Here is a 25,226-nt window from a genome sequence, read left to right as displayed (position 1 = left end):
GCCAACCCCACGGGGCCACGGAGACACCGTACCGGCGTGTCGGACACCCGACCCCCTGGGGGAGGCCCGGTCAGGCCGGGTGTCCGGGGTGGACCGGTCAGCCGCGGGCGCGCGGGTGCGCGGTGGCGTACACCTCGCGCAGCCGCTCCACCGTGACCAGCGTGTAGACCTGGGTGGTGGTCACCGAGGCGTGCCCGAGCAGTTCCTGCACCACCCGCACGTCGGCACCGCCGTCCAGCAGGTGCGTGGCGTAGGAGTGGCGCAGGGTGTGCGGCGAGACGGCCCGGCCGCCGCTGACCGGCAGTCCGGCCCGCACCGCCGCGCGGCGCAGGATCGTCCAGGCGCTCTGCCGCGACAACGCACCGCCGCGGGCGTTCAGGAACACCGCCGGTACGCCCCGACCGGCGGCCGCCAGCGCCGGACGGGCCCGGACCAGGTACGCCGTCAGCGCCGCGCAGGCGTACCCGCCGACCGGCACCAGCCGGGTCCGGCCGCCCTTGCCGTGCAGCAGCGCGGTGCCGGCGGCCAGGTCCAGGTCGTCGACGACCGCGTCGACCGCCTCGGAGATCCGGGCGCCCGTGCCGTAGAGGAATTCCAGCAGCGCCCGGTCCCGCAGTTCCAGCGGCCCGGCGGCGGAGGCGAGCCCGGCCGCGGCTGACGGCCCGCCGGTGGAAGCGAGCCCGGCCGCCGGTCCGGCCGACGCCGCCGGTCCGGCCGGCGCCGCCGATCCGGCGGGACCGGGGTTGGCGGCTGGCTCGACGGACGGCTCGGCGGCGGGACCGGCGGCCTCCAGCAGCCGCAGCACCTCGGTCACGTCCAGCGCCCGGGGCAGCCGCCGGGGCGGCACGGGTGGGCGTACCTCCCGGCTGGGGTCGGCGCCGGCCAGCCCCTCCCGGGCGGCGAACCGGTGCAGGCCGCGGACCGCGCTGGCCGCGCGGGCGGCCGAGGCCGCGGAGAGCGGCGGCTGACCGGGCGCCCCGGCCCGCAGCCGCGCCACGTGCGCGGCGACGTCCGCGGGGCCGACCGCGGCGAGGTCGCCGATGCCGTCGGCCGCGAGGCCGGCGAGGTAGCGCGCCAGGTCCCGGCGGTACGACGAGAGCGTGTTGGCCGACAGGCCGCGCTCGACCGTGAGGTGGTCGAGGTAGCCGCGCACGGCCCGGCGCAGCGCGGGCGACGGCTCCGGTGCCGTTCCGGCCGCCGGATCCGGTCCGTCCGGCACTCCGGTCGGCACGCCTCAGCCGAGCACGTCGGCCAGGGCGGCGGAGGTCATGCCGTGCGCCTCGGCGACCGGGCCGTAGGTGACCTGGCCGTCGTGCGTGTTCAGGCCGAGGGCCAGCGCCGGGTCCCGGCGCAGCGCCTCCCGCCAGCCGTGGTTGGCCAGTTCCAGCGCGTACGGCAGGGTGACGTTGGTCAGCGCGTAGGTGCTGGTGTGCGGGACCGCGCCGGGCATGTTCGCCACGCAGTAGAACAGCGACCGGTGCACCGGGTACACAGGCTCGGCGTGCGTGGTCGGCCGGGAGTCCTCGAAGCAGCCGCCCTGGTCGATGGAGATGTCCACCAGCACGCTGCCCGGCTTCATCCGGGACACCAGTTCGTTGGAGATCAGCGTCGGGGCCTTGGCTCCGGGCACCAGCACCGCGCCGATCACCAGGTCCGCGTCCAGCACGGCCCGCTCGATCTCGTACGCGTTGGACGCGACGGTCTGCAGGTGGCCGCGGTAGATCGCGTCGGCCTGGCGCAGCCGGGCCACGTTCTTGTCCAGCAGCAGCACCTCGGCCTGGAGGCCGAGCGCGATGGCCGCGGCGTTCATCCCGGACACCCCGGCGCCGATGACCACGGTCTTGGCGGCGTACACCCCGGAGACGCCGCCCATCAGCACGCCCCGGCCGCCGCCGGGCCGTTGCAGGTGGTACGCGCCGACCTGCGGCGCGAGCCGGCCGGCGACCTCGGACATCGGGGCCAGCAGCGGCAGCGAGCGGTCCGGCAGTTCCACGGTCTCGTACGCGATGCCGGTGACGCCGCGGTCCAGCAGCGCGTCGGTGCACTCCTTGGAGGCGGCCAGGTGCAGGTAGGTGAAGAGCACCTGCCCGGGACGCATCCGGTGGTACTCCTGCGCCACCGGCTCCTTGACCTTCAGCACCAGGTCGGCGGTCGCCCACACCTCGTCGGCGGTGTCCAGGATGGTCGCACCGGCGGCCGCGAACTCGGCGTCGGTGATGGAGGATCCGGCACCGGCGCCGGTTTCGAGGCAGACCTGGTGTCCGGCGCGGACGAACTCGTTGACGCCCGCAGGGGTGATCGCCACGCGGTACTCGTGGTTCTTGACCTCGCGCGGGACTCCGACCTTCACGATGCTGACACCCTCCTGCCGGACACCCGCTCCGGCCGCTCGGCGCGCGACGGCTCCGTTGCCGCCACCATCCGCCACACCCGCAGGCGGTCAGTCTAGGACCGGGCGCCGGGCGCGGCAGCCTGCATTGTGACAGGGAGTGATCGCCTGCCCTGACGATGTGTCAGGTGCCCGGCGCGGCGCCTTCCCGGCGGAATTGTGCGACGGAAGGGTTCATTGTCGGCGCCCCCTGGGGGACGTCACCGTGCGTTAGATCATCTACTCTCTGCCCTCATGACAGATCCGTACCAACAACAGCCCGGCTATCCGCAACAGCCCGGCTACCCGCAGCAGGCGGGCTATCCGCAGCAGGCGGGCTACCAGCACCCGATGGGTGTCTCGGACAAGAGCAAGGTCGTCGCCGGCATCCTCGGCATCCTGCTCGGCGGCTTCGGTGCTGGCCGGTTCTACATGGGCGACACCAAGACCGGTGTCCTTCAGCTCGTGGTGAGCTTTTGCACCTGCGGACTCGGCTACCTCTGGGGATTCATCGACGGGATCCTGATCCTCGTCAACGGCGGCGTCGACGGCCAGGGACGACCGCTGGCCGACTAGCCGGGCCGGAACCGGACGGACCGGGCGCCGACGGCGATCCGCGGACACCGGGCCGGGATCGACCGCACCCTTTCGCGACCATGCCGGAGAGTCATCCCCATGACTCTCCGGCATGGCCGTTCAAGGGCTTGTCGCGGTCGGCGAGGTCACCGCCGGTGACGATCGCGACGAAACGGGGCCCGGACCGGCACCACGTCCGCCGCCGATCGGTCGCGGCACGTCCGCCAATCAGCGCGGCGCATCGCTCGGGCGCAGCGGCGCCCAGTCGGCGTCCCGGGCCCGCGCCGCGGCCAGCACTCCGGCCACGCAGGCCGCGTTGGTGATCTCACCGCTCAGCACCATGGCCACCGCGCGCTCCAGCGGCAGCCGGACCACCGACAGTTCCGCCTCCTCGTCCCGGCGGTCGTGCCGGCGGTCCGGCGGCACCTCGGACAGCTCGCGGGCCAGGAAGATCCGGATGGCCTCGTCGCTGAAGCCCGGCGAGGTGTGCAGGTCGACAAGCGTGTCCAGCCGGCCGGCCAGCAGGTCCGCCTCCTCGGCCAGTTCCCGGCCGGCCGCGGCGGCCAGGTCCTCACCGGCCACGTCGACCAGGCCGGCGGGCAGCTCCCACATGATCCGGCCGACCGGGTGCCGGTACTGCCGGATCAGCACCACCTGCCCCCGCTCGTCCAGCGCCACCACGCCGACCGACCCGACGTGCCGGACGTAGTCCCGGTCGGCGACGCCGCCGCCGGGCATCGTCACCTCGTCGGTGACCACCGAGAAGACCCGGCCCCGGAACCGGTCCCGCCGGGACCGGACCTCGTACCGGTGCGCGGTCACGACGGCGAACCGGCCGGGTCCAGCTCCACCGGAAGCTGGTCGGCCTCGGAGTACGCCACGACGGCGCGGACGAAGGCCGCGAACAGCGGATGCGGCCGGGTGGGGCGGCTCTTCAGCTCCGGATGCGCCTGGGTGGCCACGAAGAACGGGTGCAGGTCGCGCTCCAGCTCGACGAACTCGACCAGCCGGCCGTCCGGCGACGTACCGCTGACCCGCAGGCCCGCCTTCGTCAGCACGTCCCGGTAGGCGTTGTTGACCTCGTAGCGGTGCCGGTGCCGCTCGCTGACCTCGGTCCGCCCGTACGCGTCGGCCACGATCGTCCCCTCGGTCAGCACCGCCGGGTACGCCCCCAGCCGCATCGTGCCGCCCAGGTCGCCGCGGCCGGCCACGATGTCCTCCTGGTCGGCCATGGTGGCGATCACCGGGTGCACGGCCTGCTCGTCGAACTCCAGCGAGTCGGCGCCGTCCAGGCCGGCCAGGTGCCGCGCCACCTCGATGGTCATGCACTGCAACCCGAGGCAGAGGCCGAGGATCGGGATGCCGTTCTCCCGCGCGTACCGGGCGGCGCCGATCTTGCCCTCGATCCCGCGGACCCCGAACCCGCCGGGGATCACGATGCCGTCCACCCCGGCCAGCGCGGCCGCCGCCCGGGTCGGGCTGACGCAGTCGTCGCTCGGCACCCAGCGCAGCTCCACCCGGGCCCGGTGGCCGAAGCCGGCGGCCCGGATCGCCTCGCTCACCGACAGGTACGCGTCGGGCAGGTCGACGTACTTGCCGACCAGCGCGACCCGCACGGTGTGCCGGGGCCGGTGCACCCGCTCCAGCAGGTCGTCCCAGCTGGTCCAGTCGACGTCCCGGAAGGACAGGCCGAGCCGGCGCACCGCGTACGCGTCCAGGCCCTCGGCGTGCAGCACCTTGGGGATGTCGTAGATGCTCGGCGCGTCCGGGCAGGCGATCACGGCCTCGGCGTCCACGTCGCAGTACAGCGACAGCTTGTGCTTGAGCTTGTCCGGGATCTCCCGGTCCGACCGGCAGACGATGGCGTCGGGCTGGATGCCGATGTTCCGCAGCTGCGCCACCGAGTGCTGGGTGGGCTTGGTCTTCAGCTCGCCCGAGGGGGCGAGGTAGGGCACCAGCGAGACGTGCAGGTAGAAGCAGTTGTCCCGGCCGAGGTCGTGCCGGATCTGGCGGATCGCCTCCAGGAACGGCAGCGACTCGATGTCGCCGACGGTGCCGCCGACCTCGGTGATCACCACGTCCGGTGTCCGGCCGTCCTCGTCCGGATCGCCCAGGGCCAGGATCCGGGACTTGATCTCGTTGGTGATGTGCGGGATGACCTGGACGGTGTCGCCCAGGTACTCGCCGCGGCGCTCCTTGGCGATGACGTCCGAGTAGATCTGCCCGGTGGTGACGTTCGCCTTGCCGGAAAGGTCCCGATCCAGGAATCGCTCGTAATGTCCCACGTCGAGGTCGGTCTCGGCGCCGTCGTCGGTGACGAACACCTCGCCGTGCTGGAACGGGTTCATCGTGCCCGGATCGACGTTGAGGTAGGGGTCGAGCTTCTGCATGACGACCCGCAGCCCGCGCGCCGACAGCAGGTTGCCCAGGCTCGAGGCGGTCAGGCCCTTGCCCAGGGAGGAGGCGACGCCCCCGGTGACGAAGATGTGCCGGATCGTCCGTGCTGAAGCCAACGCCTGCTCCCGTGGTCGTTGTGGTGCGGTCGTGCAGACCAGCGCCGATCACCTGGCAGTACCTGGCCGGCCGGGGTGGCCGAAATGATCACGCGATCCACGGGATTCCACGGTAACACCTCCGCCCCGGGGCGGGCGGACTGGCCGGCGGCACCCGGTCCGGGGCCGCCGGAGCCGGCCGTACCCGCATCCGGAGCCGGCCGTACCCGCATCCAAGGCGGCCGGAAACCCGGCCAGTTCCTATGAAACAGGCCCTAAACGGAGCCGGCGGCCAGCGGCCGGCCGACCGGGCCGGCGTCGTCCTCGGGGTCGCCGACGACCGCCGTGCGGTCCGCGGCGTGGCCCAGCACCCGCAGCGCGGACAGCGCGGCCAGCGGCACGGTCACCGCCGCGGCGGCGCCGGCCACGTTCAGCGCCGACCCGCCCAGCACGCCGGCGATCAGCGCCGCCACCGGAATGCCCACCATGCCCGCGCGGACGGCCGGGTAGATCCCGAACAGCCGCTTCAGCCCGCCCCACGGCTGGAGCAGGGCCAGCCAGATCACCGCCGCGCCGACCAGGGCCAACGCCGTGAGCGGGCTGCCGGTCAGCGCGGCCAGGCTGGCCGCACCGGAGCGGTGGATGGTCATCCCGCCGGTGCCGTCGCCGAGGGCGTCCAGGAAGCGGCCCAGGCCGCCGCGCTCCCCCGCCGGCCGGCGTACGTCGATCAGGGCGAACGTGGCGGTCACCGCCAGCCCCGCGATGGTGGCCCAGGCCACCCGCCCGAGGGTCAACCAGCCGCCGGTGCTCACGGCCGCGGCGATGCTGACCCCGGCGGTCAGCGCCACCGCGCCGACCGGGTCGGCGCCCAGGTACGGGCTGCCCACCGCCACCACGCCGATGCCGCCGACGCAGACCATCACCACCGGCCGCCAGCCGCGGTGGACCTGCTGCGCCAGGCATCCGGCGGACAGCAGGATCCCGGCGGTGAGGACGCCCAGCCCGACGGTTCCCAGCCCCGCGTACCGGCCACCGGCCAACGCCGAATAGCCGGTCACCCCGTTGAGCTGCAACCGGGCGCCGGTCAGCACGTCCGCCCCGACGATCACGGCGGTGAAGCCGACCACCATGCCCAGCGGCCCGAGCGTCCGGCCGTACCAGCGGGCGAACCGCACCGCCGCGGTCATCAGCCCCAGCACGACAAGCGTCACGGCCGCGAACGCCGGGCCGGGATGCCCGGTCCGCCACCACGGCACGGCGTCGGCGATCAGCGCCGCCGGGATGGCCAGCGCGGCGGCCACCAGCAGCACCTCGGTGGCGGTCACCAGCCAGCGGGGCGCCGGCGGCGGCGAACCGGGGCCGGCCTCCCGGCGGGCGCGGCGCAGCAGCGGCACCATGGCCACCGCGAGCACGCAGTTGGCCAGGGCCAGCAGCCCGAAGAACCAGGCGGCGACCCGGCGTTGGGCGCCGGCCTCCTCGTCGGCGTCCGCGGGTCGGCTGATCGCCGCCGACAGGTCCGCCGGCCGGTCCGGCACCATCGTGGCGGCCTGGCCGCGGAACAGCCGCTCCGGCAGCGGCCGGCCCAGCGCGGTGAGCGCGGTCGGGGCCAGGTCGATGAGCTGGAGGTAGCCGTCCCGGGCGGTGCTGGGCGAGGTCAACCAGCCGCCCTCCCAGCCGGGCCCGTCGGCCACCGCCACGTGCAGCCGGCTGGCCTCCCCGGTGTCCGACACCCCGGCGACCAGCACCAGCGACTTGTCCGGCCGGGCGGCCAGCACCCGGGCCAGGGCCGTGTCGGCGCGCCGGGCCGCGGCGGCCCGCACCGCCGGGTCCTCGCTGCCGATGCTGCCCAGGTCCAGCACGCTCAGGACGCAGGAGGCGAGCAGTTCCCGCGGGTCGGCCGGCAGCGCCGGCTCGTACCGGTCGACCCGGCCGAACGGTCGCGCGGCGGCCACCGCCGCCCCCGGCCCCACCGCCACGGTGCAGCGGACCGACTCGGGCAGCGCGCCCGGCACCGCCCCCCAGGGCTGGTGGTCGCTGTTGTACAGCACGGTGGCCCGCTGGTCGGGCAGGTTCGCGCCGATCCGGTCCGGCCGCTCGACCACCGGGTCGGAGGTCGGGCAGCCGGACTTCCCGCGGTCGCCGCTCCACCCGGCGTAGTTGCCGGCGCCCAGGGTCAACCAGCCATCCGTCGGGCAGGTGGGCTCGTGCGCCGAGCGCACCGACAGGGACCCGATGGAGCCGCGTCCGGCCATCCGCCACAGCGTCGGGGTGGTCTCCGGGGAGACGTCCTCCCAGCGCAGCCCCGGCACCCCCACCAGCAGCACGTAGTCCACGGTGTCCGGCGGCGCGCCCACCGCCGGGCGGATCAGCAACCCGGCCGCGCCGAGCGCCACGACCAGCAGGGTGAGCAGGGTCGGAACGAAGCTCCGGCTCCTCATGCCCGCCCCCGGCTGGGCTGCGACGACTCGCCGGGCCGGGCCGCGGGCGCCAGCTCGGCGTAGATCCGGCCGAGTTCGGCCACCACGTCGGCCTCGGTGGGCCAGGTGGCGGCGCGGGCCGGCCCGCCGCGGGCCAGTTCGGCGCGGCGTGCCGGGTCGGCCAGCAGTTGCCGCACCGCCTGGTCCAGCGCGTCGGCGTCGCCGGCCGGCACCAGCACCGCGGCGTCGCCCACCAGGTCCGGCACCCCGCCCACGGCCGTGGCCACCAGCGGTACGCCGGCCCGCAGCGCCTCCTGCGCGAACAGTTGCCGGGCCTCCCAGTCGCTGGCCACCACGGCCAGGTCGGCCCCGGTCAGCAGGTCCGACACGTCGGTGCGGTGGCCGAGCAGGCTCACCGGGGCGCGCACCGCGGAGATCTGCGCGGCCAGTTGCAGGTAGCTGGGACCGCTGCCGGCGATCACCACCACCGGCCGCGGGGACAGGTCCCGCCACCGCGCGGCCGCGGCCACCAGCAGGTCGTGCCGCTTCTGCGGGTGCAGCCGGCCGACGGAGACGATCAGCGGCTGGTCGGGGGCCACCGCGAACTCGGCCCGGACCGCGGCCCGGCTGCGCCGCGGCGCCGCGGACTCGGGTGCCGCGACGGGACCGGGGCGGGCGTCCCGGGCGCCGGCCGCGGCGGCCCGGGCGACCAGGTCCGCGGAGGCGCCGAGCGCCACGTCGCAGCGCCGGGCCACGATCCGCTCCGCCAGCCGGGAGATCCGCCCGCGCAGTCCCCCGGCGAGGATCGCGTTGTGCCAGGTCACCACGAGCGGCACCGGCGGCCGGGCGAGGCTGGCCACCAGCCCGGCCCGCAGCCCGTGCGCGTGCACCAGGTGCACCCCGCCCAGCCCGCGCCGCAGCGCGGCCACGGCCGCCACGTCGGCCGGGGTGGGGTTGGCCGGGATCTCCACGGCCGCGAAGTCGGCGCCCGCGCCGGTGAAGTCGAACTGCTCCTGGGTGGCGGCCGGGCCGCAGACCGTGACCTGGGTGCCGGCGCCGACCAGGCCGCGGGCCAGCGAGGCCACGTGCTGACCCACCCCGCCGGTGGCGGAGGCGAGCACCAGGGCGACCCGGCCGGGCCAGCCCGGGTTCGGCATCGTGTTCATCGGCTCACCCCTCCGTCCGCCGTGCCGCGCCAGGCAGCCGTCGCCGGAGGTTGCGCGCCAGGAGCCGGACGTCCTGCCGGTCCAGCGGGTAGGCGGCGGCGAAGAACATCACCCCCGTGACGACACCGGTCAGCATGCCCGCAACGACGGCGGCCGGTTTCGCCGGGGTGCCCGCCATCGCGCGGGCCAGCGCGTACGCGCTCAGCGCGCCGCCGGCCGCGGCCACCGCCCCGGCGAGGAGGCCGACCAGCGCGGTACGGCGCAGACCGCGCAGCGCGTCCGCACCGGCGGCCCGGACCACCGCGAGGACCAGCAACCCGCCCATCACCAGCATCCCGATCGAGTTGGCGCAGCCGACCGCGAAGACCCGGTACCCGACCGGGAACAGCGCCGACAGCAGCAGCGTGGCCAGCAGGGCGACCGCCCAGCCGGCGACGATCGCCACCGTGGCCGGCCGCGCGCCGCCGCGAGCGTACATGGCGCGGCTGAGCACGGCGAACAGTCCGTACCCGAGCAGTCCCGGGGCGAACCCGGCGATGGCCAGCGCGGCCGGGGCGCCCGGATAGCCGAAGAACCGGGCCACCGGCGCGGCCGTGCCGGCCAGCACCGCCGCGCCCAGGCAACTGAACAGCAGCACCCGCCGGGCCGTCGGGGCCAGGGTGTCCCGGTAGCCGCGCACGTCCCCGCCGACGTGCGCGGCGGCCAGCGCCGGGTACGCCGCCACCGCCAGCGGCACCGCCAGCACCGACCAGGGCAGCAGGTACATCGTCTGGGCCAGGTTGAACAGCGCCGGCGCGTTGGTCGGGCCGGCGGACAGCCGGGTGATCGTGACGGCCAGCGCGACCTGCTGCGCCCCGACGGTGAGTCCACCGGCGAGCGCGAGCGGACCCACCGCGGACCGGGCGGCGCCACCGAACCGCAGCCCCGGCCGGATCCGCAGCCGCAGCGACCGCAGCGGCACGAGCAGGCACAGCGACAGCACCAGTACGCCGGCCGTGGTGCCGACCGCGAGGATCAGCTCGCCGGTGCGGCCGGCCGCCGCGATGTCCGCGCCCGGGCGCACCACCACCGCGAACATCGTGTACGCGCCGATCACCGTGACGCTGGACAGCAGCGGGGCCAGCACCGGCCAGGCGAACCGGCGGTGCGCCTGCAACACGCCGGTCAGCACGATCCCCACCCCGTACAGCGGCAGTTGCGGGGCGAACAGCCGCAGCATGCGGGCGGCCGAGTCGACCTGCTCGGCCGGCCGGTCGGCGGCCAGCACCGCGGTGATCGGGTGGGCGAACACCGCCACCAGCACCGCGAGCGGCAGCAGCAGACCCAGGGTCCAGGTCAGCAGCGTGCCGGTGGTCGCGGCCACGCTACGCCGGTCGCCCGCCTCGACCGCGCCGGCCAGCAGCGGTACGACCAGACTGGCCAGCGCCCCACCCGCGACGATCTCGAAAATGATGTTGGGGACGGTGTTCGACACCACGTACATGGCGCCCAGGTCGGTGCCGCCGATCACCGACTGGAACACCGCGGTCCGGCCGAACCCGGCCAGCCGGCTGCCCACGGTGAGCACGGCGATCAGCGTGGCCGCCCCGGCGATCCGGCCGCCGAGGCGGGGCGCTCCGGTGCCGGTCGGCGGCGAACCGCCGCTCACGGTTCGGTGGGCAGCCGCCCGAGCGCGTCCAACTCGCGCAGCACCGGGGTGGACTGGATCACCCGGGTGAAGCTGACCCGCTCGCTGGCGGCGGTGAGCGCCACCAGCGCGGCCAGGATGCCGGCCCGGCCGCGCGGGCCGGTACGCGCCGCCAGGGCCACCCCGAGCAGCGCGCCCAGGGCATTGGCGCCGCTGTCGCCGAGCATCACCCGCTCGTCGAGGTCGGCCGGCAGCACCGCGGCGGTCGCGCCGAGCGGCCCGGCCACCAGCCCGCCCGCCGGGCCGGTGGCCAGCGGCGCGCCCACCAGCAGCGCCGCCTTGGCGGCCCGGCCGGGACGCAGGTCCAGCAGGTTGATCAGGTTGGCGGTGCCGGCCACCACGCCGGCCCCGAGCAGCACGTCCACGCCGCGAGCCAGCGCGCCACCGGTGCGCCGCGGATGGCGGCGTACCGTCGGGTCGGCCGCCAGCAGCGCGGCGGCGGCCAGGCCGGCGGCGCCCACCCCGGCGATCTTGACCAGGCCGCTGCTGACCCGGCCCTCGGACAGCGCCCGCAGGTGCCCGGCGAACCCCTTGTCCGCCTTCTGCTCCGGCCGGGCGCCCACCACGTCGTCGTACAGCCCGACCGCGCCCGACCCGAGGCCCGCGACCAGCGCGGCGGAGGCCGCCGGCACGCTCGGGGAACCCGCGGCGGCGGCCAGCGCGGCGCCGGTGGCCAGCGCCGGCCCGGCGGCCAGCGTCACCTGCCGGCCGTGGAAGTTGGTCCGGCGCAGCGGGCCGGCGTACCGGGAACCGCCGATCGCGCGCAGCACCCAGCGGGCCGTCACCGCGCCGGCGCCGGCGGCCAGCAACCGGCCGCCCCTGCTCCTCGCGCTCACTGTGCCATCCCTGTTCGCGACTGCGGGGCTCACTCGCTGCGCTCGCTCACTCCTCGCGCTCACTGTGCCATCCCTGTTCGCGACTGCGGGGCTCACTCGCTGCGCTCGCTCACTCCTCGCGCTCACTGTGCCGGGATGTTCGGGACGGGAGAGGTCGCGCCGGTGCCCAGGCCGTACTGCCCGGCCTTGCGTACCGTGACCTGTTCGATGACCGCGAGCGCGGTCACCACCTGGCCCTGCACGGTGTTGGCGTTGTCGACCGTCGACACGGTCTTGGACAGTGCCGGGTCGTCCCGGACCGCGCTGACCAGGTTGCCGGCGCTGGTGCCGCTGCCGGCCACCACCACGGCCCCGGCCCGGTCGAACTGGTTGGCCATGGTGACCACCGACGAGTCCTTCTTGGCCGAGTCCCGGTCGATGTACGGCTGGCCGCTGACCACCACCACGATCTCGGCCGGGTTGCTGAGCTTGTCGCTGACCGTCAGGTAGCCCGCGGACGTGTACGTGGACAGCACCGCCCGGCGGTCCGCCTCGCTGACCGCCGGCGCCCCGGGCCGGTCCAGCAGCGCCGCCGCCCACAGCGCGCTGCTGGTCTCCACCCCGTCGCTGTTGCCCGGCAGCGAGCTGGCCGGAATGCTCGGCCGGGCCGCCTTCGCGGCGAGTTCCAGCAGCGTCACCCCGTTGTTCGGGTCCACGAACTTGTCCTGCACGTCGACCCGGCCGGTGATGGTGGCCCCGGCCATCCGCAGCATGTCGTTCACACCGTCGACGTGGTCGCGGCCGCTGGGCAGGGTGAGCAGCAGCACCCGGCGCCCGGTGAGCTTCCCGGTCAGCAGCATCGGTGCGGTGTCGCGGGCGAAGTCCTCCTCGCGGTTCACCTCGTCCTGGAGGCTGTCCACCTTCTGCCGCAGCTGCTGGTTGTCCTTGCGCAGCGCCGCGACGTTGTTGCTCAGCGAGTCGGCGACCTCGCCGTTGAGCGCGGCTGTGCCGACGACCAGCCCGATGGCCAGGGCCAGGAACACCGCCGTCAGGGACACCACGTGGTACCGGAAATTAATCACACCGCAGCCTCTTGATCGTCGACCTCAGGAGAAGAGCTGCCCGAGCTGGAAGACCAGATTGTCCCACCACTCGGAAACCAGGCCGAGATAGGCCTTGCCGACCGTGGAGACCGCCACCGCGGAGGCCATCGCGGCGACGGCGGAGAGCACGAGCAACAGCAGCGACGAACCGGAGATGCTCTGCCGGTAGAGCCGGCTGACACCCTTGGCGTCGACCAGCTTGCCGCCGACCTTCAACCGGGTCAGGAAGGTGGACGCCATGCCGCCGCGGCCCTTGTCGAGGAACTCGACGAGGGTGGCGTGGGTGCCGACCGCGACGATCAGCGAGGCGCCCTTGCCGTCGGCCAGCAGCATGGCCAGGTCCTCGCTGGTGGCCGCGGCCGGGAAGGTCTGCGCGCTGACGCCCAGCGAGTGCACCCGCTCCAGGCCGGGAGCCCGGCCGTCCGGGTAGGCGTGCACGATCACCTCCGCGCCGCACCGCAGTACGTCGTCGGTGACCGAGTCCATGTCCCCGATGATCATGTCGGGGGTGTAGCCCGCCTCGACCAGCGCGTCCGCGCCGCCGTCCACGCCGATCAGGACCGGCTTGAACTCCCGGATGTAGGGCCGCAGCACGTCCAGGTCGGCCTTGTAGTCGTAGCCGCGGACCACGATGAGGCAGTGCCGGCCCCGGATGTGGGTGTCGACGTCGGGCACGCCCACGCCGTCCAGCAGCAGGTCGCGTTCCTGCTTGAGGTAGTCCATGGTGTTCGCCGCGAACGCCTCGAGCTGCACCGACAGCCCCTCCCGGGCGTCGGCCATGGCCTTGGCCACGCTCTCGGCGTCCTGGCGGATGCCGTGCGCCACCGGCTCGTCGTTGACCAGCACGGTGTTGCCGTCCACCCGGACCGCGTCGCCCTCGTGGATCTGCTGGAAGGCGCTCTCGCCGAGGTCGTCGACCAGCGGGATGCCCGCGCCGATCAGCACCTCGGGGCCGAGGTTCGGGTACCGCCCGGACACCGACGGCTTGGCGTTCAACACCGCGGACACGCCGACCGCCACCAGCGAGTCGGCGGCCACCCGGTCCAGATCCACGTGGTCGATCACGGCGATGTCACCGGGCCGCAGTCGCCCCACCAGACGCTTCGTCCGGCGGTCGAGGCGGGCGGTGCCGACCACGGTTCCCGGCTCCGCGGACCGGGATCGGCGCAACGTGGGTAGACGCATCGCCCCCATCCTGGCATGCGAAACCGAGTTTCCCGCGCCGACATGCCCCGATCGGGACCCCGCCAGGCGGTGAACCGGTCGATCCGGGCACGAATATGACTCAGGTCACAAGGTGGGCGGGGTCACGCGCCCTACGGGCGTCGCTCCCGGGCCGCCACGGCCAACAGTTCCTCCGCATGAGCGATACCCAGGTCGGAATCCGGCAAACCCGCCAGCATCCGGGCCAGCTCCCGGGCCCGTTCGGTGTCCTCCACCACGTGCACCCCGCTGGTGGTGACCGCTCCCCCGGTGTCCTTGGCCACCACCAGATGCCGATCGGCGAACGCCGCGACCTGGGGCAGGTGGGTGACCACCAGGACCTGGTGACTGCGGGCCAGCCTGGCCAGCCGCCGGCCGATCTCCACCGCCGCCTGGCCGCCCACGCCCGCGTCCACCTCGTCGAAGACCAGCGTCGGCGGGCCACCCGAGCCGGCGAAGACCACCTCGATCGCCAGCATCACCCGGGACAGCTCACCGCCGGAGGCGCCGCGCTGCAACGGCAGCGAGGGCGCACCCGGGTGCGCCAGCAGCCGCAGCTCGACCTCGTCCACCCCCTCCGGGGCCACGCCGACCTCCGCGCCGTCGACCACCAGGGTCGGCTCACCCCGCCCGGGGGTACGCGGCAGCACCGCCACCTCGATCCGGGCGTGCGGCATCGCCAGCCCGGCCAGCTCCACGGTCACCTGATCGGCGAACCGCGCGGCCGCCTCCCGGCGCGACGCCGACAGCCGGCCGGACAGCTCGGCCACCTCACCGGCCAGCCGCTGCCGCTCCCGGTCCAGCTCATCCAGCAGCTCGTCCGAGGTGTCCAGCTCGGACAGCCGGGCGCGGGCCCGGTCGGCCCAGGCGATCACCCCGGCCACGTCGTCGGCGTACTTGCGGGTCAGTCCGCGCAGCACGGCGCGGCGCTCGTAGACGGCCTGCAACCGGGCCGGGTCCGCGTCCAGCGCCGCCAGGTACGCCGACAGCTCGGCCGAGACGTCGGTCACCAGCGTCGCGGCCTCCTCCAACCGCAGCGCGAGTTCGCCGAGCGCCTGGTCCACGCCCGACTGCGCCTCCAGGGTGCGCCGGGCCGTGCCCAGCAGCGCGGTGGCGTCCGGCGCCTCGTCCACCGGCTCCCCCGAGCCGGTCACACACTGGTACGCCAACTGGGCCGCGGTGCGCAGCCCCTCGGCGTGCTCCAGGCGCTGCGCCTCCTGCTTGAGGTCGTCGTCCTCGCCCGGCTGCGGATCCACCCGGCTGATCTCGTCCAGCCCCAGCCGGAGCAGGTCGGCCTCCTGGTTGCGTTCCCGGGCGTTGCGCCGCCGGTCGGCCAGGTCGTCCTCGATCCGCCGCCACTGGTGGAACGCGTCCCGCACGGCCGCCAACAGCTTCTCGTGTTCCGGGCCGGCGAACCGGTCCAGCGCGGCCCGCTGCTCGGCCGGGCGCAGCAGCCGCAGCTGGTCGGACTGGCCGTGCACCGCCACCACCTGCTCGCCGATCTCGGCGAGCATCGCCACCGGCATGCTGCGGCCACCGACGTGTGCCCGGGACCGGCCCTCCACGCTGACCGTCCGGCTCAGCAGCAGCGACCCGTCGTCGTCGGGCTCGCCGCCGGCGTCACCGACCCGGGTGTGCACGCTGGTGGCCATCGGCTCGGCCAGCCGCAGCCGGCCCTCCACCACCGCCCGCCCCGGTTGCGCCCGGACCCGACCGGCGTCCGCGCGGCCGCCGAACAGCAGCCCGAGACCGGTCACCACCATGGTCTTGCCCGCGCCGGTCTCGCCGGTGATGACGTTCATGCCGCCGGTCAACGGCAGAGTCGTGTCCTCGATGACGCCCAGTCCGGTGATGCGAAGCTCGTCCAACACAGCCACCGACAGTAGTAGCGGTCGCCGACACTTGACCACTCGGCAAACGGTCAGCGCCGGTTGCCGCGCCAACCCTGCACCGGCAGCCCGAACTTGGCCACCAACCGGTCGGTGAACGGCCGGGGCCGCAGCCGCACGATCCGCACCGGCAGACTGCCGCGCTGCACGCTCACCCGGGCGCCGGGCGGCAGGTCGTACACCCGCCGGCCGTCGCAGCACAGCACGGCCAGGGTCGTGAACGGATCCACCGTGATCACGAACGTGGACGTGGGCGCGGTGACCAGCGGCCGGCTGAACAGGGCGTGCGCGCTGATCGGCACCAGCAGCAGCGCCTCCACCTCGGGCCACACCACCGGGCCGCCGGCCGAGAAGGCGTACGCGGTGGAGCCGGTGGGGGTGGCGCAGACCACGCCGTCGCAGCCGTACCGCGACAGCGGCCGACCGTCCACGTCGACGAGCAGCTCCAGCATCTGGGCCCGCTCGCCCTTCTCCACGCTCACCTCGTTGAGCGCCCACGACTCGATCGGCGGCCCCCCGTCGAACTCGGCCCGCACGTCGAGGGTGAGCCGGCTGTCCACCGTGTAGTCGCGCTCCACCACGTCCCGGACCGCCTGGTCCAGGTCGCCGATCTCGGCCTCCGCGAGGAAGCCGACCTTGCCGAGGTTGATCCCCAGCAGCGGCGCGCCGGCCGGGCGGGCCAGTTCCGCGGCGCGCAGGAACGTGCCGTCCCCACCCAGCGCGAACACGATCTCGGCGCCCTCGGCCGCGGCGACGCCACCGACCGGCAGCACCCCCGGCAGTTCCAGGTCCTCGGCCTCCTCGGCGACCACCCGCACCTCGAACCCGGCCTCGATCAGGTCGGCCGCGACCGCGCGGGCGTGCTCGGTGTTGCGCCGCCGGCCGGTGTGCGTCACCAGCAGTGCGGTCCGACCCACCGGGTCCCCCTCGTCGTCGCAGCCATCACGCCTCCTGTGTCGTCGCGCCGGGGTCGCCCACCCCGGCCGCCACGACCGCGCGTACCCGGTCAGGGTCCGCGGCCGGTGCGCCGCGGCGCAACCATACGAAGAATTCGACGTTTCCGCTCGGACCCGGCAGCGGGCTGGCCACCACCCCGGCCAGGCCGAGCCCGAGGTCGGCGGCCGCGGCGGCCACGTCGAGGACCGCCTCGGCGCGCAACCCCGGATCCCGGACCACGCCGCCGGCGCCGACCCGCTCCCGACCCACCTCGAACTGGGGCTTCACCATCAACGCAAGATCACCATCCGGGACGGTGCAGGCGGCCAGCGCCGGCAGCACCAGGCGCAGCGAGATGAACGACAGGTCCGCGACCGTGAGCTGCACCGGCCCGCCGATCGTCCCGGCCCCGAGGGTACGCACGTTCGTCCGCTCGAAGACCCGAACCCGCGTGTCGCCACGCAGCGACCAGGCGAGTTGGCCGTATCCGACGTCCACCGCCACCACCTCGGCGGCGCCGGCCCGCAGCAGCACGTCGGTGAAGCCACCGGTGGAGGCGCCGGCGTCCAGGCAGCGCCGCCCGGCCACCACCAGGCCCGCGGGGCCGAACGCGGCCAGCGCCCCGGCCAGCTTGTGCCCGCCCCGGGACACGTACTCGCTGCTCGGGTCCTCGCCGAGGACCCGGACCGGGTCGGCCGGGTCGACCATGGCGGCCACCTTGCGCGCCTGCTGCCCGCGCACCTGGACCCGCCCCGCATCGACCAGCGCCGCCGCCTGCTCGCGCGACCGGGCCAGCCCGCGACGGACCAGTTCGGCATCCAGCCGGGTACGACGTGCCATGATGCGGAACTCTCCGGGGGTACGGGTCAACCCTGGTCGATGCCGGCCAGGGTCTCCTGCAGGACGTGCAGCGCGGCCTCGTACTGGGCGATCTGGTCCGCCGGGGACAGTTCGGCCGCGTTGGCGATGCCTTGCAGCGCGGCGTCCACGGCCGGGTGACGGGGCTGACCGCCCTCGCCCCCCGAAGCGGAGACGTCGCCAGCGAAGGGTACCCGGCCGGATTCCGGCGCACCGGGCCGCGGGGCCGGCCCCGGTCGGCCCGCGGACGGCGGGCCGGGCAGCGGCAATGGCGCCGACCCCGATGGTGCCGACCCCGATGGTGCCGGGCCGGGGGACGGCGCCGGCGGCGGGCCGGGCCGCGGAGGCGGTGGCCCGGGACGGGGGGACGGCGGCGGGCCGGGTCGCGGGGGCGGGCTGGGCCGCGGTCCCGTGGGATCCGCTGCGGAAAGGTCGGTGTTCACGGCTACCCCTCTGCTGTGCTGGTCAGACCCTCTGCTGTGCTGGTCAGGCCGCCGGCGGCTGCCGCCGGGCCGCGGCCCGGCGCTCGGGCGTGGCCGGAAGCTTCTTCGCGGCGACGCGCTTGGTCCCCGGCGGGGTGTTGCCCGGCTGCGCGGCGGCCGGCGGCGTGTTCCCTGGCTGCGCGTTGCCCGGCGGCGTGCTGGCCGGCGGGCCACCCGCCTCGCCGGTCGGCGCGCCCGGCGCCTCGGCCGGAGCCACCTTCTTCGCCACGGCCTTCTTGGCGACCGCCTTCTTCGCCACGGCCTTCTTCGCCACGGTGGTCTTGGCGACCGCCTTCTTCGCGACCGCCTTCTTTGCCACGGCCTTCTTCGCCACGGTGCTCGGGGCCGCCGTCTGCGGCGTCATCGCGCTCGCCGCCGGCGCCACCGCGGTGCCCCGCGCGTCCCGCAGTTCCCGTTCGAGCTGGTGGATCCGGGCCGTCAGCTCGGCGACCTCCTCCGCCGTGGCGAGCCCCACCGCGCCCAGGGCCCGGTCCACCTCGAAGCGGACAAGCTTGGACAACGCCTCGCGGTTGGCCATCCCCGCGGAGAACAGCTCCTCGGCCAGCGACTGCAACTGTGTCGCGGTCGCCCCGCCCTGGCCGACCACCCGGCGCACCGCCGTCTCGGCCCGCCGCCGGGACGACTCGGTCAACCCGAGGGCCATTTCCAGGTAGGCCCGCCATGCGTCCTGCATGCCCGAATCCTCTCGCGATGACGTCTGCTCCGGCTGTCACGCTACCGGGCGTGCGCCGCCGTTCGGGTGCGGTACGGTGCCGGTTAGTGATCGTGGCGTCCCACCACGCGAGCGGCGGGTGGGTCCGACGGAGGGGAGCGGGCGGTTGGCCAGCGTTGACGAGTGCCGGCAGGCGTTGCACGACCTCGCGGCGCGGCTGGATGCCAATGCCGACCGGGTCCGCGACCGGGTGAACCTGGACCGCACCCTGGCCTGCCGCATCACCGACCTGAAGACCGCCTTCCACGGACGGCTGCGCGACGGGCGGCTCATCGACCTGACCGACGGCGACGATCCGCAGGCGAAGGTGGCGCTCAGCACCACCAGCGACGACCTGCTCGCGCTGGTCCGCGGTGAGCTGGACGTGCCGAAGGCGCTCGCCGCGCGCCGGATCGCGATCAGCGCCAACCCGTTCGACCTGTTGAAGCTGCGCAAGCTGCTCTAGAGCCATGATCGACTCGTCTTCGGCGAAGTTGGGGTGTCCCGGTGGTGCGGACCCCCCGACTTCCCCGAAGATGAGTTGACCTTCAGCTCCCGGAAGGCGCGGGCGCGTCCGCCGGTCCCGGCAGACCCAGCTCCGCCACCGCCCGCGCCGCGTCCTCGCCCTCGGGCCGCACGACGCTGATCGGCGAACCGGCCCAGGACGCGGCGCACAGCTCCCGCAACGCGTCCAGCGGGCGACCCGAGCCGGCAAGCCGCGCCGTACCGTCCGCGACACTCACCCGCCAGCCGCCGTCCCGCGGACCGGCCCGGTCGGCGTCCGGGGCCGAGGCACCGGGTCGATCGGCATCCGGGGCACCGGCTCCGTCGGCAGCCCCGTCCGGGCGGCCGGGTCGGTCGCCGGCGCCGGCGTCCGGGCCGGGTGCGGGCAGCCGCACCACCCGGTCGGGGTCGAGCAGGCCGCCGAGGTCCGGCGCGACGTACGTCGGCCGGGCCGACGGGGAGCACAGCAACAGGTCGGCCACCGTGCTCACCCCGGTGAGCACGAGCAGGCTGTCCAGCCCGGCGCGCCGGGCTCCCTCGATGTCGGTGTCCAGCCGGTCGCCGACGGCCAGCACCGGGCCGTCGGCCCGGGCCGCGGCCGTGCCGAACAGGGCCGGCTCCGGCTTGCCCACGATCACGTCGGGATCGCGGTCGAGCGCGGTACGCAGGACGGCCACCAGCGAGCCGTTGCCGGGCAGCGGCCCACGCGGGCTGGGTAGCGTCCGGTCGGTGTTGGTGGCCACCCAGAGCGCGCCGGCCCGCACCGCGACCGCCGCCTCGGCCAGCTCCCGCCAGCCCACCTCGGGGCCGTAACCCTGCACCACGGCGGCCGGTGCGGCATCGGCCCCGTCGACCGGGGTCAGCCCGACGGCCGCGACCTCGGCGCGCAGCGCGTCCGCCCCGACCACCAGGACCGGCGCGGCGGCCGGCAGCCGCTGCGCCAACAGCGCCGCGGCGGCGCCCGCGGAGGTGAGCACCTCCTCCGGACGGGCAGGTACCCCATCCCGGTGAGCAGTTCGGCCACCTCGGCCGAACGCCGGGACGCGTTGTTGGTGACGTAGGTGACGGCCACGCCCGCCGAATGCAGGCCGCCGACCGCGTCCGCGGCACCGGCGATCGGCCGGTCGATCAGGTACACCACGCCGTCGAGATCGAAGACGATCAGGGCGTACCCGTCGGCCAGCCGGTCCGCGCCGGGGGCGGTCACCGCGCCGCGGACCCGTCGGACCGGTCCGCCGCGGCGGTGGGCTCGTCCGGGTCGGTGCCGGCGGCGGGACCGTCTTCGTCCCGGCCGGCCGGGACGGCGCCGGTGGAGTCGGGACCCGTGCTCACGGTCGCGTCGGTCTCGACCGCCTCGACCGTCCCGGCGTCGACGTCGCCATCCAGGTCGTCATCGTCCTCGTCAGCACCGTCGTCGTCATCGTCGGTACCGTCGACGTCGACGGCGTCATCGACGTAGCCGGCGGCGTCGAGGTCGGTCCCGGCGTCATCGTCATCGTCGTACGCGTCATCGTCGTATTCGTCGTCTTCATCGTCGTCGTCATCGTCATCGTCATCGTCGTAGTCGTGGTCGACGGCGTCGGCATCGATGTCGACATCGGCGTCCCGGACGGCGTCGGCGCCAGTCTCGCCGTCGCGGTCGACCTCACCGTCGGCGTCGCCGTCAAGCTCGTCGTCGCTGTCGTCGTCCAGCACCACGCCGTCGAGTTCGAGCAGCCGCTCGGCGGCGTCCGTCTCCGACTCCTCGTCGACGTCGGCCGCGCGGGCGAACCACTCCCGCGCCTCGTCCCGCCGACCGACCCCGAGCAGCGCATCGGCGTACGCGTACCGCAGCCGGGCCGTCCACGGTTGGGCCGGCTCGGCGGTGAGTTCCCGGACCTGGAGCATCGCCACGGCGGCGTCCCCCTGGCCCATGTCGGCGCGCGCCCCGGCGGCCACGATGAGCAGCTCGATGGCGCCGACCTGGTCGAGCGTGGCGCGGTCCGCGCCCCGGTAGAGGTCGACGGCCCGCTCGGGCCGGCCCAGCGCCCGCTCGCTGTCCGCGATCACCGCAAGGTGCGTCTGCCGTCCGCTCATCCGGTGGTACGTCCGCAGCTCGGCGATGGCGGTCTGCCACTCGCCGCTGTGGTAGGCGGCGAGTCCCACCGCCTCGCGAACGGCCGCGACCCGGGAGGCGAGCCGGCGAGCCGCGAGCGCGTGCGCCAGGGCCTCCGCGGGCTCCTCGTCGATGAGCTGTCCGGCCGCGACCAGGTGCCGCGCCACCGTCTCGGCGACCGGCTTGGCCATGCCGAGCAGTTCGGCGCGTACGTCTCCGTCGAGGTCGCTGGCTTTGATCTCCTCCGGCAGCTCCGGACCCTTCGCCCGCTCGTCCCGCTCGGCAGGGCGATCGTCCCGGTTCCGCTCGCTCCGGTCTCCCCGGGCGGCGTACCCGCTCTCGCGCCGCTCGTCGTGCCGGCGGTCCCGGTAGCCGCCCTCGCGGGGGCCGCTGTCCCGGCGGTCGCCACCACGGTAACCGCCCTCACGGCGTTCCCCGCCGCGGAAGCCCTGATCGCGACGGTCACCACCGCGGTAGCCACCCTCACGGGGGCCACCGTCCCTGCGGTCACCGCCCCGGAAGCCACCGTCCTGCCGGTCCCGGTAGCCGCCCTCACGGGGGCCACCGTCCCGGCGGTCGCCACCACGGAAGCCACCCTCACGGCGATCCCCGCCCTGGTAGCCGCCCTCGCGACGGTCACCGCCGCGGAAGCCACCCTCACGGCGATCCCCGTCCCGGTAACCGCCCTCGCGACGGTCGCCGCCGCGGAAGCCACCCTCGCGGGGGGCGCTGTCCCGACGGTCCCGGTAACCACCGTCCCGGGGCCACTGTCCCGGCGGTCGCCACCACGGAAGCCACCCTCACGGCGATCCCCGCCCTGGTAGCCGCCCTCGCGACGGTCACCGCCGCGGAAGCCACCCTCGCGGCGGTCGCCGCCGCGGAAGCCACCGTCCCGGTCACCACCGCGGAACCCGCCGTCGCGCGGGCCACCGTCCCGGCGGTCCCGGTAACCACCGTCCCGGGGCCACTGTCCCGGCGGTCGCCACCACGGTAGCCACCCTCACGACGGTCACCGCCACGGAAACCGCCCTCGCGGCGGTCACCGCCCTGGTAGCCACCCTCACGACGGTCACCACCGCGGAAGCCACCCTCACGGCGATCCCCGTCCCGGTAACCACCCTCACGGCGATCCCCGTCCCGGTAGCCGCCCTCCCGGCGGTCGCCGCCGCGGAAGCCACCCTCACGGGGGGCGCTGTCCCGACGGTCCCGGTAACCACCGTCCCGGGGGCCACTGTCCCGGCGGTCACCACCACGGAAGCCACCCTCACGGCGATCCCCGCCCTGGTAACCGCCCTCGCGACGGTCGCCGCCGCGGAAGCCACCCTCACGACGGTCGCCACCACGGTAGCCACGGTCACCACCACGGAAACCACCCTCGCGACGGTCACCGCCACGGAAACCACCGTCCTGGCGGTCCCGGTAGCCACCCTCACGACGGTCACCACCGCGGAAACCACCCTCACGACGGTCACCGCCCTGGTAACCGCCCTCGCGACGGTCACCGCCACGGAACCCGCCCTCACGACGGTCACCACCGCGGCGGTCGCCGGCCCGGGTGGTCTGGTCGTCCCGGCGCCCGGGGCCGCCACGGCCGGGGCGGTCGGCGCGATCCTCGTATCGGCGCGGACGATCCTCGCCCTGCGGTCCTGACGTCACGGTGGGGGTCCTTCCAGTGAAGCGCTTGGGTTCCTGGCCGCACCGTCCGTGCGGCAAACGCAGTTGAGGGCCGTACCCCGGATGGGGGCCGGCCCTCGAACTGTAATAGCTGTCCGGCGGTGTCCTACTCTCCCACACCCTCCCGGGTGCAGTACCATCGGCGCTGGTGGGCTTAGCTTCCGGGTTCGGAATGTGACCGGGCGTTTCCCCACCGCTATAACCGCCGTAACTCTATAAACCTGTCAAACAACCCAACCCCTGGCCCCCACCCTCGCGGGTGGGTGGGTGGTGTCTGCTGGTTCAGAGTTGCATAGTGGACGCGTAGCATCTTTGTAGGTCAAGTCCTCGGCCTATTAGTACCGGTCAACTGAACCCGTTACCGGGCTTACATCTCCGGCCTATCAACCCAGTCGTCTAGCTGGGAGCCTTACCCCCTTCACGGGGTGGGATACCTCATCTTGAAGCGAGCTTCCCGCTTAGATGCTTTCAGCGGTTATCCCTTCCGAACGTAGCCAACCAGCCGTGCCCCTGGCGGGACAACTGGCACACCAGAGGTTCGTCCGTCCCGGTCCTCTCGTACTAGGGACAGCCCTTCTCAAGTATCCTACGCGCACGGCGGATAGGGACCGAACTGTCTCACGACGTTCTAAACCCAGCTCGCGTACCGCTTTAATGGGCGAACAGCCCAACCCTTGGGACCTGCTACAGCCCCAGGATGCGACGAGCCGACATCGAGGTGCCAAACCATCCCGTCGATATGGACTCTTGGGGAAGATCAGCCTGTTATCCCCGGGGTACCTTTTATCCGTTGAGCGACACCGCTTCCACACGCAAGTGCCGGATCACTAGTCCCGACTTTCGTCCCTGCTCGACCCGTCAGTCTCACAGTCAAGCTCCCTTGTGTACTTACACTCAACACCTGATTGCCAACCAGGCTGAGGGAACCTTTGGGCGCCTCCGTTACCTTTTAGGAGGCAACCGCCCCAGTTAAACTACCCACCAGACACTGTCCCTGAACCGGATAACGGCCCGAAGTTAGATACCCAAATCAACCAGAGTGGTATTTCAAGATTGCCTCCACCCCAACTGGCGTTGAAGCTTCACCGGCTCCCACCTATCCTACACAAGCCAATCCGAATACCAATGTCAAGCTATAGTAAAGGTCCCGGGGTCTTTCCGTCCTGCCGCGCGTAACGAGCATCTTTACTCGTAGTGCAATTTCGCCGGGCCTGTGGTTGAGACAGTAGGGAAGTCGTTACGCCATTCGTGCAGGTCGGAACTTACCCGACAAGGAATTTCGCTACCTTAGGATGGTTATAGTTACCACCGCCGTTTACTGGCGCTTAAGTTCTCAGCTTCGCCCCGAAAGACTAACCGGTCCCCTTAACGTTCCAGCACCGGGCAGGCGTCAGTCCATATACATCGAATTACTTCTTCGCATGGACCTGTGTTTTTAGTAAACAGTCGCTTCCCCCTGGTCTCTGCGGCCATACCACGCTCCACCCGCAAAGGGGCATCACGCGTCCGGCCCCCCTTCTCCCGAAGTTACGGGGGTAATTTGCCGAGTTCCTTAACCACAGTTCACCCGATCGCCTTGGTATTCTCTACCTGACCACCTGTGTCGGTTTAGGGTACGGGCCGCTCGGGAACTCGCTAGAGGCTTTTCTCGGCAGCATAGGATCACTGACTTCACCTGAATCGGCTCGGCATCACGTCTCAGCCACACAGTGCGCGGATTTACCTACACACCAGCCTACACGCTTACCCCGGCACAACCACCGGCCGGGCTCAGCTACCTTCCTGCGTCACCCCATCGCTTGACTACTACCCGCCAGGATCCCACGCTCCCCCAACACGATCCGAAAACCGCACCAGGCTCGGGTGGTTAGCACAACGAGGTTCATCACGGGCGCTCCCACGCGGGTACGGGAATATCAACCCGTTATCCATCGACTACGCCTCTCGGCCTCGCCTTAGGCCCCGACTCACCCAGGGCGGATTAACCTGGCCCTGGAACCCTTGGTCATCCGGCGGAAGGGTTTCTCACCCTTCTTTCGCTACTCATGCCTGCATTCTCACTCGTGCCCCCTCCACAACTGGGTCACCCCGCTGCTTCACCACGGGCACGACGCTCCCCTACCCATCCACACACCTGCACACAACCCCACAAAGAGATCGCACGAGGCACACGCGTGAATGCCACAGCTTCGGCGGTGTACTTGAGCCCCGCTACATTGTCGGCGCGGAACCACTTGACCAGTGAGCTA

19 protein-coding genes, 2 rRNA genes and 1 pseudogene (1 of these 22 running past the window's edge) are annotated in these 25,226 nt (G+C 73.6%); 2 read left to right on the top strand and 20 right to left on the bottom strand.

Going from position 1 to position 25,226, the window contains the following annotated elements; genetic code table 11:
- Positions 1-97: 97 nt before the first annotated feature.
- Both CIK06_RS11960 and ald read right to left on the bottom strand, forming a co-directional pair.
- Positions 98-1,231, bottom strand: a complete 1,134-nt coding sequence (locus CIK06_RS11960) for a site-specific tyrosine recombinase XerD (RefSeq protein ID WP_232534168.1) — start codon at positions 1,229-1,231, stop codon at positions 98-100.
- Positions 1,232-1,234: 3 nt separating this feature from the next.
- A complete protein-coding gene (ald, locus tag CIK06_RS11955; protein WP_095567754.1) occupies positions 1,235-2,350 on the bottom strand; it encodes an alanine dehydrogenase in 1,116 nt (371 codons plus the stop codon).
- Between the two features lie 273 nt (positions 2,351-2,623).
- Between ald and CIK06_RS11950 the strand changes: the two genes are divergently transcribed.
- The gene (locus tag CIK06_RS11950) at positions 2,624-2,944 is read left to right on the top strand and encodes a TM2 domain-containing protein (RefSeq protein WP_095564887.1); all 321 of its coding nucleotides are present in this window, start codon (positions 2,624-2,626) and stop codon (positions 2,942-2,944) included.
- A 228-nt stretch (positions 2,945-3,172) separates the two neighbouring features.
- Here CIK06_RS11950 and CIK06_RS11945 read toward each other — a convergent pair whose 3' ends face one another.
- From CIK06_RS11945 to CIK06_RS11885, 13 genes are all read right to left on the bottom strand, one after another.
- The gene (locus tag CIK06_RS11945) at positions 3,173-3,766 is read right to left on the bottom strand and encodes an NUDIX hydrolase (protein WP_232534167.1); all 594 of its coding nucleotides are present in this window, start codon (positions 3,764-3,766) and stop codon (positions 3,173-3,175) included.
- Positions 3,763-5,457: a CTP synthase gene (locus CIK06_RS11940; RefSeq protein WP_095564886.1), complete on the bottom strand. Its 1,695-nt coding sequence runs from the start codon at positions 5,455-5,457 to the stop codon at positions 3,763-3,765. Before CIK06_RS11940 ends, CIK06_RS11945 begins: the two co-directional genes overlap by 4 nt.
- A gap of 254 nt (positions 5,458-5,711) precedes the next feature.
- Complete coding sequence (locus tag CIK06_RS11935) at positions 5,712-7,874, bottom strand: hypothetical protein (RefSeq protein WP_232534166.1); 2,163 nt, start codon at positions 7,872-7,874, stop codon at positions 5,712-5,714.
- The gene (locus tag CIK06_RS11930) at positions 7,871-9,019 is read right to left on the bottom strand and encodes a glycosyltransferase family 4 protein (protein WP_095564885.1); all 1,149 of its coding nucleotides are present in this window, start codon (positions 9,017-9,019) and stop codon (positions 7,871-7,873) included. Before CIK06_RS11930 ends, CIK06_RS11935 begins: the two co-directional genes overlap by 4 nt.
- A gap of 4 nt (positions 9,020-9,023) precedes the next feature.
- Positions 9,024-10,667, bottom strand: coding sequence for a murein biosynthesis integral membrane protein MurJ (gene murJ / locus CIK06_RS11925; protein WP_095564884.1), 1,644 nt, complete (start codon positions 10,665-10,667; stop codon positions 9,024-9,026).
- Complete coding sequence (locus CIK06_RS11920; RefSeq protein ID WP_095564883.1) at positions 10,664-11,542, bottom strand: hypothetical protein; 879 nt, start codon at positions 11,540-11,542, stop codon at positions 10,664-10,666. Before CIK06_RS11920 ends, murJ begins: the two co-directional genes overlap by 4 nt.
- Positions 11,543-11,664: 122 nt before the next feature.
- Positions 11,665-12,603 (bottom strand): copper transporter, encoded by a 939-nt coding sequence (locus CIK06_RS11915; protein WP_095564882.1) that lies wholly within the window; start codon positions 12,601-12,603, stop codon positions 11,665-11,667.
- 24 nt (positions 12,604-12,627) lie between these two features.
- The gene (gene steA / locus CIK06_RS11910) at positions 12,628-13,809 is read right to left on the bottom strand and encodes a putative cytokinetic ring protein SteA (protein ID WP_095564881.1); all 1,182 of its coding nucleotides are present in this window, start codon (positions 13,807-13,809) and stop codon (positions 12,628-12,630) included.
- A 131-nt stretch (positions 13,810-13,940) separates the two neighbouring features.
- Positions 13,941-15,698, bottom strand: a complete 1,758-nt coding sequence (gene recN / locus CIK06_RS11905) for a DNA repair protein RecN (RefSeq protein WP_095564880.1) — start codon at positions 15,696-15,698, stop codon at positions 13,941-13,943.
- 50 nt (positions 15,699-15,748) lie between these two features.
- Entirely contained in the window at positions 15,749-16,633 is an 885-nt protein-coding gene (locus tag CIK06_RS11900; RefSeq protein WP_095564879.1) for an NAD kinase, read from the bottom strand.
- A 25-nt stretch (positions 16,634-16,658) separates the two neighbouring features.
- Complete coding sequence (locus CIK06_RS11895) at positions 16,659-17,492, bottom strand: TlyA family RNA methyltransferase (RefSeq protein ID WP_095564878.1); 834 nt, start codon at positions 17,490-17,492, stop codon at positions 16,659-16,661.
- 26 nt (positions 17,493-17,518) lie between these two features.
- Positions 17,519-17,641, bottom strand: a complete 123-nt coding sequence (locus tag CIK06_RS32390; protein WP_369916134.1) for a hypothetical protein — start codon at positions 17,639-17,641, stop codon at positions 17,519-17,521.
- Between the two features lie 355 nt (positions 17,642-17,996).
- The gene (locus tag CIK06_RS11885; protein WP_232534165.1) at positions 17,997-18,686 is read right to left on the bottom strand and encodes a phasin family protein; all 690 of its coding nucleotides are present in this window, start codon (positions 18,684-18,686) and stop codon (positions 17,997-17,999) included.
- Positions 18,687-18,831: 145 nt separating this feature from the next.
- Between CIK06_RS11885 and CIK06_RS11880 the strand changes: the two genes are divergently transcribed.
- Positions 18,832-19,170, top strand: a complete 339-nt coding sequence (locus CIK06_RS11880; protein WP_095567751.1) for an SCP2 sterol-binding domain-containing protein — start codon at positions 18,832-18,834, stop codon at positions 19,168-19,170.
- 82 nt (positions 19,171-19,252) lie between these two features.
- Here the strand turns inward: CIK06_RS11880 and CIK06_RS11875 are convergent.
- The 5 genes and pseudogenes from CIK06_RS11875 to CIK06_RS11855 all read right to left on the bottom strand — a co-directional run.
- A pseudogene (locus tag CIK06_RS11875) lies at positions 19,253-20,415 on the bottom strand (HAD-IIA family hydrolase).
- Positions 20,412-21,470 (bottom strand): lipopolysaccharide assembly protein LapB, encoded by a 1,059-nt coding sequence (locus CIK06_RS30895; RefSeq protein ID WP_232534290.1) that lies wholly within the window; start codon positions 21,468-21,470, stop codon positions 20,412-20,414. The pseudogene CIK06_RS11875 and the gene CIK06_RS30895 overlap by 4 nt, the downstream one beginning before the upstream one ends.
- 729 nt (positions 21,471-22,199) lie before the next feature.
- Positions 22,200-22,838: a hypothetical protein gene (locus CIK06_RS29305; protein WP_198348204.1), complete on the bottom strand. Its 639-nt coding sequence runs from the start codon at positions 22,836-22,838 to the stop codon at positions 22,200-22,202.
- Positions 22,839-23,070: 232 nt separating this feature from the next.
- A 5S ribosomal RNA gene (rrf, locus tag CIK06_RS11860) occupies positions 23,071-23,187 on the bottom strand.
- Positions 23,188-23,292: 105 nt separating this feature from the next.
- Positions 23,293-25,226 (bottom strand): 23S ribosomal RNA (locus CIK06_RS11855); it runs 1,183 nt beyond the window's last position.

Origin of the sequence: Plantactinospora sp. KBS50, assembly GCF_002285795.1 — a bacterium.
In the GTDB taxonomy this organism is placed as follows: domain Bacteria; phylum Actinomycetota; class Actinomycetes; order Mycobacteriales; family Micromonosporaceae; genus KBS50.
This window is presented reverse-complemented; position numbering and strand designations above follow the sequence as displayed.